At 43.7% G+C, this 15,457-nt stretch carries 12 protein-coding genes; 9 read left to right on the top strand and 3 right to left on the bottom strand.

Annotated features, from left to right (window positions below):
* Positions 1–84: 84 nt before the first annotated feature.
* The 3 genes from D0A37_RS24835 to D0A37_RS24825 all read left to right on the top strand — a co-directional run bounded on the left by D0A37_RS24835 (position 85) and on the right by D0A37_RS24825 (position 1,885).
* Positions 85–501, top strand: a complete 417-nt coding sequence (locus tag D0A37_RS24835) for a XisH family protein (RefSeq protein WP_242718473.1) — start codon at positions 85–87, stop codon at positions 499–501.
* Positions 489–809 (top strand): XisI protein, encoded by a 321-nt coding sequence (locus D0A37_RS24830; RefSeq protein ID WP_242718471.1) that lies wholly within the window; start codon positions 489–491, stop codon positions 807–809. The genes D0A37_RS24835 and D0A37_RS24830 overlap by 13 nt, the downstream gene beginning before the upstream one ends.
* Positions 810–1,126: 317 nt before the next feature.
* Positions 1,127–1,885, top strand: a complete 759-nt coding sequence (locus D0A37_RS24825; RefSeq protein WP_242718469.1) for a hypothetical protein — start codon at positions 1,127–1,129, stop codon at positions 1,883–1,885.
* 282 nt (positions 1,886–2,167) lie between these two features.
* Here D0A37_RS24825 and D0A37_RS24820 read toward each other — a convergent pair whose 3' ends face one another.
* A complete protein-coding gene (locus D0A37_RS24820) occupies positions 2,168–2,662 on the bottom strand; it encodes a GAF domain-containing protein (protein WP_242718467.1) in 495 nt (164 codons plus the stop codon).
* 213 nt (positions 2,663–2,875) lie between these two features.
* Complete coding sequence (locus tag D0A37_RS24815; RefSeq protein WP_242717882.1) at positions 2,876–3,946, bottom strand: IS630 family transposase; 1,071 nt, start codon at positions 3,944–3,946, stop codon at positions 2,876–2,878.
* A gap of 297 nt (positions 3,947–4,243) precedes the next feature.
* Between D0A37_RS24815 and D0A37_RS24810 the strand changes: the two genes are divergently transcribed.
* Positions 4,244–5,116, top strand: a complete 873-nt coding sequence (locus D0A37_RS24810; protein ID WP_242718465.1) for an alpha/beta fold hydrolase — start codon at positions 4,244–4,246, stop codon at positions 5,114–5,116.
* Positions 5,117–5,211: 95 nt separating this feature from the next.
* On the opposite strand, the gene D0A37_RS24805 is transcribed toward D0A37_RS24810, so the two are convergent.
* On the bottom strand, positions 5,212–5,661 hold the full coding sequence (locus tag D0A37_RS24805; RefSeq protein WP_242718463.1) for a pyridoxamine 5'-phosphate oxidase family protein: 450 nt from the start codon (positions 5,659–5,661) through the stop codon (positions 5,212–5,214).
* A 902-nt stretch (positions 5,662–6,563) separates the two neighbouring features.
* Between D0A37_RS24805 and D0A37_RS24800 the strand changes: the two genes are divergently transcribed.
* The 5 genes from D0A37_RS24800 to D0A37_RS24780 all read left to right on the top strand — a co-directional run bounded on the left by D0A37_RS24800 (position 6,564) and on the right by D0A37_RS24780 (position 15,308).
* Positions 6,564–6,863 (top strand): hypothetical protein, encoded by a 300-nt coding sequence (locus tag D0A37_RS24800; protein WP_242718461.1) that lies wholly within the window; start codon positions 6,564–6,566, stop codon positions 6,861–6,863.
* Positions 6,864–6,889: 26 nt separating this feature from the next.
* Complete coding sequence (locus D0A37_RS24795; protein WP_242718459.1) at positions 6,890–7,243, top strand: hypothetical protein; 354 nt, start codon at positions 6,890–6,892, stop codon at positions 7,241–7,243.
* A gap of 580 nt (positions 7,244–7,823) precedes the next feature.
* A complete protein-coding gene (locus D0A37_RS24790) occupies positions 7,824–9,266 on the top strand; it encodes a hypothetical protein (protein ID WP_242718457.1) in 1,443 nt (480 codons plus the stop codon).
* Positions 9,267–9,511: 245 nt separating this feature from the next.
* Positions 9,512–9,724 (top strand): hypothetical protein, encoded by a 213-nt coding sequence (locus D0A37_RS24785; protein WP_242718455.1) that lies wholly within the window; start codon positions 9,512–9,514, stop codon positions 9,722–9,724.
* Positions 9,725–9,815: 91 nt separating this feature from the next.
* Complete coding sequence (locus D0A37_RS24780) at positions 9,816–15,308, top strand: response regulator (protein WP_242718453.1); 5,493 nt, start codon at positions 9,816–9,818, stop codon at positions 15,306–15,308.
* Positions 15,309–15,457 lie beyond the last annotated feature (149 nt).

Here is a 15,457-nt window from a genome sequence, read left to right as displayed (position 1 = left end):
ATCGGTTACAGTTATTGGTGCGTAACATTCGGCTATATTATGTACTAATAGTGTCCGATGTAAATCCTTGGGTAAAATCTAAAAATGGCAAAGGATATCTTCCACAACACGGTCAAAATCGCCCTACAAAAAGAGGGCTGGAAGATAACCCACGATCCCTACCAGTTACGTTATGGTGTTGCTGATGTCTACATCGATCTTGCAGCCGAAGAAGCGATCGCCGCTGAAAAAGAAGGACGTAAAATAGCTGTAGAAGTCAAAAGTTTCGCAGGTAGCTCCACCATTTCTGAATTCCACACCGCCCTCGGTCAATTCCTCAACTATCGCGTTGCCATCGAAGTCTCTAGCGAACCAGAACGTATGCTGTATCTGGCAGTGCCCACCGATACCTACCAAATGTTTCTCAGATTTGAACCCGCAAAAACTGTCATCGAACGTTATGAAATTCGACTAATTATTTACAATCCAACTCGTGAGGCGATCGACCAATGGATAGGCTAAACGAATACCGCAAAATTGTTTGTGACTTTCTCGAAGACTTTTCTAAAAATGACGCAAATGCTCAGCTAATATTCGATTTCGCCCGCGATCGATACCTCGTTATGCACAACGAATGGCGCGACGAATATCGCATCTATGGCTGTGCCATGCAGCTCGATATCATCGAAAATCAAATCTGGATTCAACACAACAGTACCGAAATCTATATCGATCGAGAACTGATTCAACGTGGCGTGTCTCCTCAAGATATCATTCTTGGGTTTCGCTCCCCCAGCATCCGAAAAATTCTTGCCGCCAACTCTTGCTAGAGACAAAAGTGTGGAACAGTTAGATGAATATCGGGAGCGATTGGGACAGGGCTCTGGTTGCTTGGCAATATGCGCTCGCCGCGAGCACGGTGGTTTAATTAGTAAGGTGCGTCATATATTTAAACCTTCAATAATCGTTTAAGAAACTCACCTGACGCACCCTACAATTAAAATACGTCGTATAATTGATAGAATATAGGTGCGAATCCTTCGCCCCTCCGGATATATTTATAAAATTGGGATAATCGTTCATGAATCGGAAATACTATTCTAATCGTACTGGCAAAAATCCTGAGGCGAGTCGCTACGAGCTACCCATGTTCGTTGAACTTTTCAAACTTGTTTATCTTGATTTTCTAAATAACGATTATTTTTATGAAAACTCGAGAGTTGTCCCAGGCAAGCTAGGTGCTGATATAAAAGCACAAATGTTTATCAAGCTCAAGAAACCTGACTTATGGCCAATTGAGGAAAAATGTAATAATTATTCAGAGGATGACTTGTTTGATGTCATCGAGTTTCTTTACGATTGTGTTTCTGAGCCGATTCATCGATACGATGAATGGGGTCATCATGGAGATTCTTATGACACCTTCGATAGGGAGACTGGTAAGCAAGAATTTAGAGATAGCATGAATAAGCTATTGTGTGACTATAGAGAGGGATATGAACTATCGGAAAAGGGTGAAATTCTAGAACTTCCTGAGCAAGGATTGGAGGACTTAGTTCTTGAAAAATTGCCTCCTTACGATCCTAAAAATGTTGAGCAGCGAGTTGAATCCGCAACTCTTAAATTTAGACGTTCTCGCTCATCTCTAGATGGAAAGTATGATGCAATTCGAGACTTATTTGCTGTTTTGGAGTTTCTGCGTGAGCAAATTAAGGAAGTAAAATTAAGCGATGCCGAGAGCGCTTTATTTAATATAGCTAATAACTATTCAATACGACACCACAAGGATGGCCAAAAGCAGGATTATGACAAAGCCATTTGGTATAATTGGATGTTCTATTATTCTCTGGCAACGATACACGCTTGTTTAAAGCTAATTAAAAAGGATGAAAGCCAGTCACCATAAGCGCTAGGGGTAACAGTTTATGGCAGCGGACGAGCAAAAACCACTGCTGATGAATTCGAGGTTATTTCTCGTCGCTGCATTTTACGGCTGATTGTCTCAATCCGTTATGACATCGGAAGCTGAATCAAGAGTTAGGAATTCCCGCTGAGAGTCTCATCCAGCCCTATCAGTCAATACAAACCCCCGCTTAACAATAGAAGACCATATTTTGGTTGGTTGGTAATTTTCGATCGCACAGACAATGCACCCCAACTGTCACAAAGCGGGATTTTGGATGAAAGATTAACTATCTTGAATTGTGGGAGACATGGCCATATTTTGCGCTTGTTGCTGCATGAATTCAATGTCCGATCGCGACCAAGTGCGGGGCCCGCTGCACTGATGAGCAATTAACAGCCCCCACAGTCCTTTGTTCGTTAAAATTGGCACAACTAAATTGGCACGAACTTTCAGGCTACGCAGAAAATCTCGGTGGCATTCGTGGATTGGTTCTACTTCAATATCTGTAATTGATTTAACTCTGCCGGCTTCGTACAAAGCAGCGTATTCGTGGTTAAAACACTCATCTGGCCCTGTTGAACCCAAGATTGAGAGTTCGATCGCACTCAACATCTCGTAAGTCACTCGGCCTTGCCATTGCGTGTAAAAATGATAAAGCACCGCGCGATCGCTCTGCAAAACTTCTCGAATGTCGTAGAGGGATGTTTCAACTAATACGTCGCGCTTTAGACGATCTGTCAAGCGGTTAACAATGTTTTGCAGCCGATCGCCCGACATAGTATTAACTCCTTTAATTCCTAGTACACTCGCCCGATCTTAATTATTGAACTGGCACCATCACAACACCTCAAAATGTTGCGCTTCGGGATTTTCGCGCGCTCAAAAATCAGTAATTTTGGGCTTGACAGTTGTTGAGATGCCAGGAATATTATACTATTATTTTGCCTGAGATATAGCAATCCTAAATGATTTTCTATATCTAGAGCAATCCTAAATGATTTTCTGTGTGTAAGTATATTGACGTATTTTGGGGAAATCAAATTTATGTTCGTTAGTAAAAAACTCAAACAGAAACTTGACAATCTTAAAAGACCTACATAAATACCAATACTTTCTTAAAAAGTTTTTAGCTTGTAACCAAATATCTTCAACGGGGTTCTGTTGGGGAGCATTGGGAGCAAATAAAATACAAGTAATTGACCAATTAGCAGGTTCTTTGGCAGCATTGAGTTCTAATAAAAAGTCTCTAAATTCTCCATATTTATGATAACTAGCTCCATCCCAAATCAAGATAATCTTGCGATTTTTATATTTATCTTGTAAGTATTTTATGAATTTAACTGTTGATTTTCCATCACCAGATGGATGGCTCTGAACATGGAATTCTTTGCTTTGATAATTGAGTGCGCCAAAATAAGTTTGTCTATCTTTTTCATTGGTAATTGGGACTTCAATTCGGATTTGGGATTGACCCCAAACATAACCAGTCAGATCACCATGAAGTAGATGACATTCATCTAAAAACAATACTATTATTTCCCCAGACTCTATACCAGCCTTGTTTTTAAATAAAATATCGTTAATTTCTTCCGTCTTTTTTTTTACCAGTTCTTTATCAAATTTAGGATTAATTTTTTGAGTTTTTTTCCAACTAATTTTCGCCCGGTCAAAAAGTTCATAGTAACTCTGTTTTGATTTATATATCACACCAAATTCTTGTTCTAAATAAGTAACTAGCTCATCTAAATTCCAATATTCTTTATTTCTTAACCACTCGATTACTTCAGTATTTTGTAGAGCTGTTAAATACCCTTTTGACCCTTTATGTCCTAGTTTGATTCCGGCGATGCCTTTGGTTTTAAATTGTTTTTTCCAATAACCAATAAAAAAATTACTTACACCTAAAATTTTGCTGATCTCATGGTAGATATTACCTGAGAGCGCCATCCTTACAGCTATTGCTCGTTTTAGTTCTCTGGCATCTATATCGCTTTTAATGAAAGATTCTAAACAATCTATTTCTTTTTGCCTATCTTTTTGTTGCAGTTGTAAGTTATTCATTTTTTTATGGTCACGATCGAGTATTGCATATAATTGTATCACAATCATGATAATGATTTAGGATTGCTATAGCAATCTTTTCGGGAAACGGGCGATGGCGTTGAACCCTCGCCCCTGCTACGGCTTTTTTTTACGCAGCCCTTTCGCGAAGAACCATCGGCGAGACGCCTGTTCCACAAAGGAAGAGAAAAGGAAGAGTTTACAAGTGCTGGGAGAATTGCTATATCTGCCTAAAGTTGGTTCCTCTCAAACACAGTAACTGCTACCATTTTTCTAAAGCTAAAGAAAGCATTAAATATGTCTGTGCTCGAAGCTGCTTGGAAACACGAATTTATCGCTACGAACGGCATTAAACTGCACTATGTCACTCAAGGTTCTGGGCCGCTGATGCTGATGCTGCACGGATTTCCTGAATTTTGGTATTCTTGGCGGCATCAAATCCCGGAATTTGCATCAGATTATAAAGTTGTTGCTGTGGATCTCAGGGGTTACAACGACAGCGACAAACCTCAGGATAAATCTGCTTACGTGATGGCAGAGTTTGTGCAAGATGTCAAGGGAATTATTCAGGGTTTGGGATACGAAAGTTGCGTCTTAGTTGGTCACGACTGGGGAGGTGCGATCGCCTGGAATTTTGCTTATGCTTATCCCCAAATGGTGGATAAATTAATTGTGATGAATCTACCACATCCGGCAAAGTTTGCTGAAGGCTTACGCACTCCTCAACAATTGCTGAGAAGTTGGTACATCTTTTTCTTTCAGTTGCCAGTTTTGCCGGAGTTGTTAATTCAGTTGGGCGACTATCAGGCAATTTCTGCTGCTTTGGAAGGTATGGCAGTGGACAAAAGCACCTTTACCCCCTCAGATATCGAAGCTTACAAAGATGCCGCTGCCAAACGGGGCGCTCTGACTGCTACTATCAATTATTACCGCAATATAGCTGGCGGATTTCTCGAGCGCCAGAATTGGACTGTGCTGCAAGTTCCGACGCTGATGATTTGGGGAGAAAAAGATGTCGCCCTCGGCAAAGAGTTAACTTATGGGACAGCAGATTACGTGCGAGATTTTCAGATTCAGTACCTTCCCAATTGCAGCCACTGGGTACACCAGGAAGAGCCGCAGTTAGTGAATCGGTACATGAGAGATTTTTTGGGAAGTAAGTTCATTTAATATCATATCCAGTTAGATCCGAAGGCTACTGAGACTACGAGTAGGACGAGCGCGATTCACTCAGAAAATTATTATTCCCATGCCAGCAGAGACATTCACCGACTGCTGATTCCCTCCGTCGTGCGCCCGCTCATTTCGCTGGGGTGAATGCGGTAGATTGCAATTGCCTCCGCACGCCCCCAAGAGTCAACCCAGGTGCGATTGATGGCGGGTGAAAGTGTGGGGTTGTGTTCTTTGACCAATTGCATCGCGCGATCGATGTCTGACTGTTCCGTGAGGCGTTCTGCTCGCCCGTTCACCACAACGCTGCGCCAGTGGTGGAAATCCCGGACTTCTTCCACTTGCAAGCAGACTTCTGGATTGCTGTCTATATACTTCGTTTTCATCCCGACTGTTGTGAAAATGTATATGTCCGAATCTTGGAGATAATAGTGCATTGGCACAACGTAGGGATGCCCTTCAAATACACAGCCGAGGTGTCCGTGTCCTACTTGCTGTAAAAGTTCTTGTATTTCTTTGGAACTCATTTCATCAATATCTAACATTCTGATGCTCCTTTAAGACTTACTCTAGAGAAATCCATCGATCTTTGAGGTTGCTTCACGAGTGGGGCTTGGGGTCTAATTATTGCGTTTTTGATGCGCGTGTTTTGGGGCTATAAACAAGTAGAGAATGTCACAAAATATAACTTTAGTCAGTTCCAAATATCATCTACCTTTAGACCGAGATATTTTTTGTGGGGAAAATTGTAGGATTTTGGAAATAAACCCTCGGCAATTGCTGAGGGTTTATTGTTTTTATTAAATGGCGATCGTCTAATTAATAAAAGCGTTTTTTCCTAACTGGACTTAAACAAATTTTCAGCCCAGATAAAACCCAAACTCGCTTGCTCTGCAACTTGGGCGTCCATGTTTTCTTGTTACCAGCGAACAAAGGGCGATCGTCCTCTGGAATTCTCTGACACTAGATATAATCCGTGTTCAAAAAACGTCGCCGCATAACTGCAGCGCGCAATTTAGGGATGGTTCACGCTGCGGTTATGCGGCAAATGCGATCGGCTTGACGCTGATGACCCGCCCTGTCTGGCGTCACTGCCGAGCCTGGTATCTAACTCCCTCAAACGCTTGAAATCTCGTAGTTTGTGAGTGCACACTGCCCTCATAGCGTATTGGTGCGATCGATCGGCTTTACCTCATCCTATCGGCTGGCGATCGGCAATAAACCTAGTTTATGCTTAATCACCTGTTAAAAGAATCAGATTTAACGATCGCAGCCTTCGATATTTCAAGGGTTTGAGGGTGTTCTTCACCACCTTGACAGGGCTGGCGCTTATAACATAGAGTAGAATTTTTGTCGCATCCTAAGAGCGATCGAGTACGTCCTAAGCTTGACATTATAAATATTTTGACTGTTGCTATAAGTTTGAGTTAAACGAATATTTTTATTGATGAAGTATAATCGGTTTCAAGAATTAGATATGATGAGAGGCTTTGCTGCCTGCTGGGTAGTGGGGGTTCCTTGTTGGTATTTCAATTTCGTGCCTCCTTTTCTTGGATACAACCACTTTTTCGAGTATGCCAAAGTAGTAGATCCAGCCTCGACGATTGCTAAGTTTTTTCCCCTACCGTTTAATAGTGTAGGCAATATAGTTTTTGATTTAGGGAATATATTTTTCTTGCTTGGATATCAGGGAGTTCATATTTTTTCATTCTCAGTGGTTTTGGACTGGCTTATTCAAGAATTTTAAAACCTGATGAAAGCTGGATTAATTTTATGAGGAAAAAAAATATCCGGCTCTACCCTACCTACTGGATACTTTTAGCTGTATCTTTGATAATTACTCGGTTAAGAGCGGATTTATTTTATGCCTATTTTGATTGGTGGTCATTTTGGAGAAGTTGGATAATTCTCGATAAAGCCCTACCATTTTCTTTGTTTATGTTTCCACTAATTCAATCTTATTTGTCTTTCTTTTTGATGTTTAAGTTTTTACAAAAGTTTTTTATTAAACAGTTTATTTTAACTTCTTTTGTGATTAAAGTCACCTATACATTTTTAGTTTTACTGTTAGAATTTAACCTGTTTGAACCAATATGGGGCGACATGATTAATCCCGCGGATATTTAGCAATTTCAAGGTTATTTGAGTTTTGTTTAGGAATGGCAATGGCGAAGATTTATGCAAGTAATCCTACTTTATTAATTAATTACCTAACTAAGCCCGCCACAATAGCCCTAGCAATAATTTTTGAAATATTGGGTATTATGGGTTCCTTCACTTTTTCAAATAGAATAAATTTTTCAGGTGTAATCATACCGAGTACACTGTCTTTTTATGATGCTTTCATTGGATTGGGCAGATTTATAATAATTGTTAATGTTTGTGGAAATTTAATAAATTTAATAAATTTATATGACTTAATAACGGATTTTTAACATGGATTTATTATATTTACTAGAAACTATATTTAACGCAATTTATAGGGTTAATTGCTATACCCAAATATTTTACTGCGGTTATTCGAGGTGAACCTTCACTTTTGACGGCTACCTGTGCTATTTTACTTTATGTATTAATTCTTGAAATTGCTAGAGTTAATGCTTTTTTATTACAACAGCTAACAAACTCGATCGCCCATCGAGTTAGATTAGCGATTGGTTTCTTTACATCGGGCCTAAAATAACCTAAATTAGTAGTTAATAATCACGTGTTATCAAAAACTAGAGTTCTGAATTTGTTCCTAGGCCTTTTAATTGCCCTCAGCCTAGAGTTGTTCATCGGAACGACAACTTTTGCTCAAAACATCGAAACAATTAAAATTTCCGGTACTGCTGCGGGTGTCAGCACTCGCTACATCGGTGCAGTCGAGGGCAATATCAATTTCGACATCAAAGATTTGCAAGATTTGGGAATTAATACCTACCGCATTTACGGGGGGATGTCCCGGTGGGAACCCGAAGACGACGACGGTAAATACGGTTGGCCATCTATTGACGAAATTAAGACAAATCCCAATATAATTAATTGGGCGCATTGGGATCAGATTATGACTAATCCGCCCCAGGGTAGCGATTATTGGTGGTCGGGACAACCCGGTACGGTTTGGCAAGGCAATGCCAGGACGATTTTTAATACTCTAAAAGAAACAAATATTCGCCCAGTAGTCAGTATTCGTAATGTTGATAATAACTGGCGGCCGAGTTGGGCCCTGCAACTGAATCCGCCGCGTACAGGAGAAGATTGGAACGAGTGGTGGGAACACGTTTTTGCTACGGTTTATTGGCTGAATGTTCGCAATGATTACCGTGTTGATGATTGGGAAATTCACAACGAACCGGATAATCGAGATCAGGGTTGGGGCGGGACTAGGGCTGACTATTTTGAATTGGTTAAGGTGGCAAAAGATGCGATCGACTTTGTTTACAAAACTTATTTGCCCGATCGCACTTACCGCATCCACGGCCCGAAAACCGTAGGAGGCAGCAATTGGCCGGCTAGTGCTTTGCAGGAAATACCGAATTATTTCGATACAGTCAATGTCCACAACTACGATGCAGATATTTCTAACTACACCCGCAAAGTGCGCGGCTGGATGAACGGTACTGTCCGCGCTAACTCGCAGCTTTGGGTAGGAGAATGGGGAACTTACAACCTTAGCTACGGCGATTTATCTTTAGCTTTAAATTTGATTAAGAATTTGATTCGAGGTTCCCAACCGGGGGATAATTATATTTACGGCAGTCACATATTCTGTTTGTACGACTGGGGTAAGCAGGGACTGGCGGAAGGTTTGCTAGGGGACGGGGGAAAACGGCGCGCCGGCTACTATGCTTTGCGGATGGGAATTAGGGCTTTGCAGGGCGGCAAACCTACCTTTTTTCCTATCACTAACAGTTCGGATTTAATGGCAGTTGCAACTCTTGATGCTAGCAAGAATGTTTACTTGCTGGTTGTCAATGACCGAGCAAAATCTTACACTGTTAATGCTGATATTTCGGCTCTGATAAAAACTGGTAATGGTACGGTGCGGGAGTTTAGTTCTAAAACAATGGATGAGGTTGTTGGTAACTTAAGGCTGAAGGGCGGAAATGCTAGTTTTGCACTGGCGGGGAACAGCGCTATTCTCATCAAGTTCGATCGCCAGAATTGAAGCTCAAATCCTCTGGGCCATAATTGGGATAAGATAGAATTAGTTATGCTCAGAATTATTTATTTTCGGCCTGTTTGGCCCTGGAACCCTGGAACCCTGGAACCCTCGAACCCCTAATTGCACAGTTGCCATACCTAAGTCGTCCTGTTGTGATTCCCCTCCTGTGGCTGGTAAATTGGTAGCGTGCAGGTATCTTGCCTCAAACAGAATGCGAGCGAGAGTTCCGTTGAGGGGCAGAAAGTAGGGTGCAGTCTAGACAATGGCAAAAATTCTTGCTCGTAAACCCGCAGCAGTTAGGCGAGGCGAGGAATTACTCGCCCGCCTTCATCTGGGCCATCTGGCAGATAGCGTTGGTTCTGAAAGTCAGAAGCCGTCAATTATCAGGATATGGCACGGAATTAATTTTAAATGCCAAGATGCTGGAAGTAGGCGTGAGTTTAATCGTACAGAAACTTTGAGCGCGCTTGGAAATCTCGCGGGCAAAGCCTCTCAATCAATCTGCTGCTTGCGATCGGGTTTTTCCAACAAATATCACTTTTATGCCCCCTGATGTTTATTCCCTCCCTCAGTCAGGTCATCAACCGCAATCCCCTTACCGTCACGCCTGAGACGCCCGTAGAAAAGGCGATCGAGCTGATGAGCAGCACAGGAGCCAGTTACGTCCTCGTGGTAGAACCGCGCGGGAATTCTCAAGTGGGAAATCTCATGAACGGGGTTTCCCCACAGTCGCGGGAACAGTCGGGTTTCTACAACGGCGTACCGCGTGCGGTACAGGCAGGAGGCAACGGGCTGCGTCTCAACGGCTCAACGGCTCCCTATCCGAGCAGCCAGACAGTGTTGGGGATTTTTACAGCGCGAGATATCGTCCAGCTAAATTCGATCGGCGCTGCTTTGAGGGGATTTGCGATCGAGCAAATCATGATCAGAAGCGTAACTGTAGCCCGAGAATCGGAAATTCCCGACTTTTTTGCCTTAGCAAATCTGCTGGAGAAAAATCAGATCAGCCATTTGCCCGTCGTCAACGAGGTTGAAGAACTTGTCGGCTTAATTAGCTCTCAAAGCTTGGTGCAAATGTTGCAGGGAATTGGGGAATCGACACCAAAAGCAATTAGCAGCGCTTCGCCACCTGCGGCTTTCGCGTTCCCTCCGCCGCTGCCAATTGTGAATCAGAAATTAGAGCTACCCGCAAGTTTAATTAAACTTTATCAAATCCCTCAAATCGCAGCCTCGCGAATAATTCACGCTCCTTCTAATTCTTCGGTTCGCTATTTGGCGCAACTGATGTTTAGACACAATGTTAGTTATGTATTAATCACTGAAACCCCCGATCAACACTCGACTGGTGCGGCTCACAATTCCAAATTTACAAATCCCAACCTTCACAAACTGGTTGGGGTGGTAAGTTCGCGGGATATTGTGCAGTTGCAGGCGCTGGGAAGAGACTCTAACAAAATTAAAGCGGGATCAATTTGCAGCAGTTCGCCACCGCTGGTGCGATCGCACTCAACCCTCGAAGCAGCCGTCGCGCTGCTGCAAAAACACTACTGCCAGTTGCCTTTATTAGTCATCAACGAAACAAATCACCCGATCGGGATTATCAATCCTAAAACTATCCTTTTACAAGCGCTGGATTCAAAATCTCTGCATTCTGGCTTGATCGCTTTGCAGCGCCAGCTAGAATCTAGCAACGCTCAATACAAAAAACTCTCAGCAGAAATACAGCTTCCGGCAGCCAATCGCCCCCTCGGTGCTGAAATTTCTCAAAACAGTTTCGTAGAGCGCCAAAATGTCCCCGCCGCAGTCAACAATCAGGGGATTTGGGATTGGAATCTCGAAACAGATGAGTTTTTTTATTCGGCCCGGTGGCAAGAAATGCTGGGCTACAAAGAAGGGGAAATATCGAATCGCCGAGCGGAATGGTGGAGTCGCATCCACCGAGATGATATTGACTTGGTAAAAGCAGCTTTAGAAGAACACTTCGCCCAAAAGACACCGGATTTTGCAGCAGAATATCGGATGTACTGTAAAGACGGCAGCACTGTCTGGGTGCTGAACCGGGGTCAAGTTTTACGCAGCGCTACTGGCAAACCGCTGCGGGTAGTAGGAACTCATACCGATATTACTCCAAACAAGCAGTTTGAAGGCAAAAACCGCGATCGCGATCGGGAGCAGTTCCAACTATTTGACTCTTTGAAAGCAACAGTAATTTTCCAGATAGATGCGGCGGGAGTTTGGACATTTCTTAACCACGCTTGGACGGAAATTACAAATTTTTCCGTTTCCGAAAGTTTGCAAACTAATTTTTTAGATTGGGTTCATCCAGATGAACGCGAGCAATGTGCAAATTTATTGGAGTCTTTGCTGTCGGGTAAGTCGGAATTTGAACGGCGAGAACTGCGATTTAAGTCCAAGTCGGTTTCGGGGAAAAACTCCTTGGGAATTCACAGTAATTCCGGCTTTGTTTCCGTTGAAATATTTGCCCAAATCCGGCGAAATTCTCAAGGCGAAATAGCGGGAATTTTCGGGACTTTGCACGATGTGTGCAACCGCCTCGAAGGAGTTGAGGAACTGCGGGAAAGTGAGCGGGCAATTCGATCGCTCTACGAGGTAATGGTGACCTCGGAAGGCTCTTTTGACGATCGAACGATCCGGTTGCTGGCAATGGGTTGCAGTCAGTTTGGGATGGATATCGGGCTGTTGGGCAGGGTTTTGGGCGATCGCTACGAAGTGATTTCGGCTTATGTACCGGAAGATTTTCCCTTTGGATTTGCTAAAGGAGACGGTTTTGCTTTGAGCAGAACCTTTGAGCGAGAGGTTTTGCGATCGAGTGAACCTATTTCTGTCGAATCAGCCGGCACTACTCAGTGGCGCAACCACCCCGCTTACAGCGTCCGCAAGTTGGAGGCTTTTGTGGGGATGAGGGTAATAGTGCAAGGGCGAATTTTTGGCACTTTGAGCTTTACTTCCCGCACGACTAAATCTCCTTTTAAACCGCTGAATTTTGAAATTTTAAAGTTGATGGGCAATTACATCGGCGCAGAAATTGCCCGCGAAGAGCGAGAGCGAACTTTGCAACGTCAGTACCAGCGCGTTTTACTACTCAAACAAATTACCCAAAAAGTGCGATCGACCTTAGATACTCAAGAAATTTTTCAAACTACCGCCACCCAAATCGGCCGCGTATTTGGTGTCAATCGCTGTACAATTCACACCTATCTTTCCGAACCTTATCCCCACCTTCCTTGCGTCGCGGAATACTTAGAACCCGGTCACGAATCGGCTTTAGATTTAGAACTTTCTGTCACTTATAACCCCTACACAGAAAAACTCCTCGCTGAGGATATAGCCCTGGCATCTCCCGATGTGTTTGCCGATCCTTTGCTGGAATCTTCGGGGCCGATGTGCCGCCGCATCGGATTAAAATCTATGTTGGCTGTTCGTACTTCCTATCAAGGAGAACCGAATGGAATTATTACTTTGCACCAGTGCGATGCAACTCGCCAGTGGAATCCCGACGAAATTGAACTATTAGAAGATGTTGCTGCTCAAGTCGGAATTACCTTAGCTCAAGCACAACTTTTAGAAACGGAAGTTCAGCGACAGCGACAGTTAGCCGAGCAAAATGAAGCTTTGGATCAAGCACGACAAGCGGCGGAAGTTGCTAATAGAGCTAAGAGCGAATTTTTAGCGACTATGAGTCACGAAATCCGCACTCCGATGAATGCGGTAATCGGGATGACGGGCTTGCTGCTGGATATGGAACTAACTCCTGAACAGCGGGATTTTGTGGAGACAATTCGTACCAGCGGCGATGCTTTGCTGACTATTATTAACGATATTCTCGACTTTTCCAAGATTGAATCTGGAAAATTGGATTTGGAACGCAGCCCCTTCGAGCTGCAAAACTGTATAGAAGAATCTCTGGAATTACTGGCTCCTAGAGCCTCAGAAAAAGGTTTAGAGTTGGCTTACTTTATTGATGATTCGGTTCCGAAAAACATTTTAGGAGATGTCACGAGGCTGCGCCAAATTTTGGTAAATCTGCTGGGTAATGCAGTTAAATTTACAGAATCTGGAGAAATTGTGGTGTGCTGTACGGCTAGGCAAATTGAACAGGTAGCTGCTAACAGTTCGCCAGATAAAATTAATATTCTAGCGCCACAACCGCTAGCAATTAACCAGGGAGAGTTGGCACGTAGCAGGCAATACGAGATTCAATTTGCTGTCCAAGATACGGGAATTGGCATTCCGCCAGACCGGATGGATCGCCTGTTTAAAGCTTTTTCGCAGGTGGATGCTTCGACAACGCGACATTACGGCGGGACGGGTTTGGGACTGGCTATCAGCCAGCGTTTGAGCGATATGATGGGCGGTACAATGTGGGTTGTCAGCCAGGTGACTCCGGGAAGTTCTAAGTCTCAACTGGCCGTTTCTGCGATCGGACAAAGTATCGCTGGAAGGTCGCCTGCAGAATTTACTCCGCCATCGATATCGGGCTCGGGTTCGATTTTTTATTTCACGGTGACTGCTGAAGCCAATGACATCCATGTTGAGGAAAAAAGGCCGGAATTTGCCGCTGGTAAGCGCTTGTTAATTGTTGAGCATCATGCCATTAATCGGCAAGTTTTGATCCGTCAGGCAGAGTCTTGGGGAATGATACCCGTGGCTGTAACTTCGGGTGCTGAGGCTTTGGAAATTATCAAAGGAAACTCGCCGCTCGATTTAGCTATTTTGGCGATGAATCTACCAGATATGGACGGTGTGGCTTTGGCTGTGGAGATTCGGAAATTTGAGCTGAGCAATTTGTCAAGCGGCGACGGCCTAAATCCGAATGTCATCGTTAAAAACTCTCGCAAAATTGCGCTACCTTTGGTGCTGTTTACTTATTTAAGTAAGGCGGAAGTTTGGAAAAAACTTGAAACTACAGAAGTACATTTTTCGGCTTTTTTAACTAAGCCTTTAAAACAGTCACAGTTTTATAATGTGTTGCTGCAAGTTTTTGGATATGTTACGGGTCGAAGCGGCAGGGGAGAAGTTTCAAATGTGGTGACTTTGACTTCGGGATTGAAGTATTTTGAAAATTCTCAAGAACAGCACCGCGTGCAGCGGACGCCTGCGGTTTTGAGGCAGATTGCGGGGAATTCTGCGGGACAGGATGCAAGTAATTCTAGTCAGATTCGGATTTTGCTGGCTGAGGACAATGTGGTGAATCAAAAAGTTGCTACGCATTTGCTCGACAGGATAGGATATCGCGCTGATATTGCAGCTAATGGGTTGGAGGTTTTGGAGGCGCTGAAGCGGCAATCTTACGATGTTGTGCTGATGGATGTGCAGATGCCGAACATGGATGGGTTGGAAGCGACGCGCCGCATTTGTCAGGAATGGCCTGCTAACAAGAAGCCCAGAATTATTGCGATGACTGCTAATGCGATGCAGGGCGATCGCGAAAAGTGTCTGGAAGCAGGTATGGACGATTATATTACTAAGCCGGTACGCCGGGAAGAGTTGGCGAGCGCCTTGAGCAAGTGTTCACCTCTGATTCGGGATGAATTGGATGCGGTTACTGAGCAAAACAATCAAGATATTTCTGATCAAGTTGACAGTGATACTGCGGCATCTTCCAGCGTTCAAGCGGGAGCAGATTCGCCTATTGATTTTCATATTTTGCAAAATCTCCGCGAGCTAGACGATGATGAAGACCCAGATTTTTTGGGGGAGCTGATTAAGATATATTTGGTAGACGCACCGCAACATTTAGAAACTATTAAGGAGGCTATTTTTCTGGGCGATGCTGATAGTTTGAAGCTGGCTTCTCACACGCTGAAGTCGAGCAGCGCCAATTTAGGAGCCGTGTCTTTTTCTGCTGTTTGCAAGGAGTTGGAGTATATGGGCCGCGTGGCGGTTGAGTCTGGAGGGGAACAGGTTTTTGATGTGAGTACGGCGCGCGATCGCCTGTTGGAAGCTCAAGCGGAGTGGGAAAAGGTGCGGGTGGCTTTTGAGACGGAATTGGAAACGGGGAAGTTGCGATCGCAAATAGGGTAATTTGTTAGATCAATTCCGGTTGCACTCCTCCGGAATTGTTGACTGTTGACTGTTGACTGTTGACTGTTTGAACAATACCGATGCAACCGGAAACGATATTATTTGTTATTTGTTGGTTGTGGGTTGTTAGTTGTCAGTTTCAATAACCA

Origin of the sequence: Microcoleus vaginatus HSN003, assembly GCF_022701255.1 — a bacterium.
In the GTDB taxonomy this organism is placed as follows: domain Bacteria; phylum Cyanobacteriota; class Cyanobacteriia; order Cyanobacteriales; family Microcoleaceae; genus Microcoleus; species Microcoleus vaginatus_B.
The sequence above is the reverse complement of the archived record's forward strand: the minus strand, read 5'-3'. Positions and strand labels throughout refer to the sequence as shown.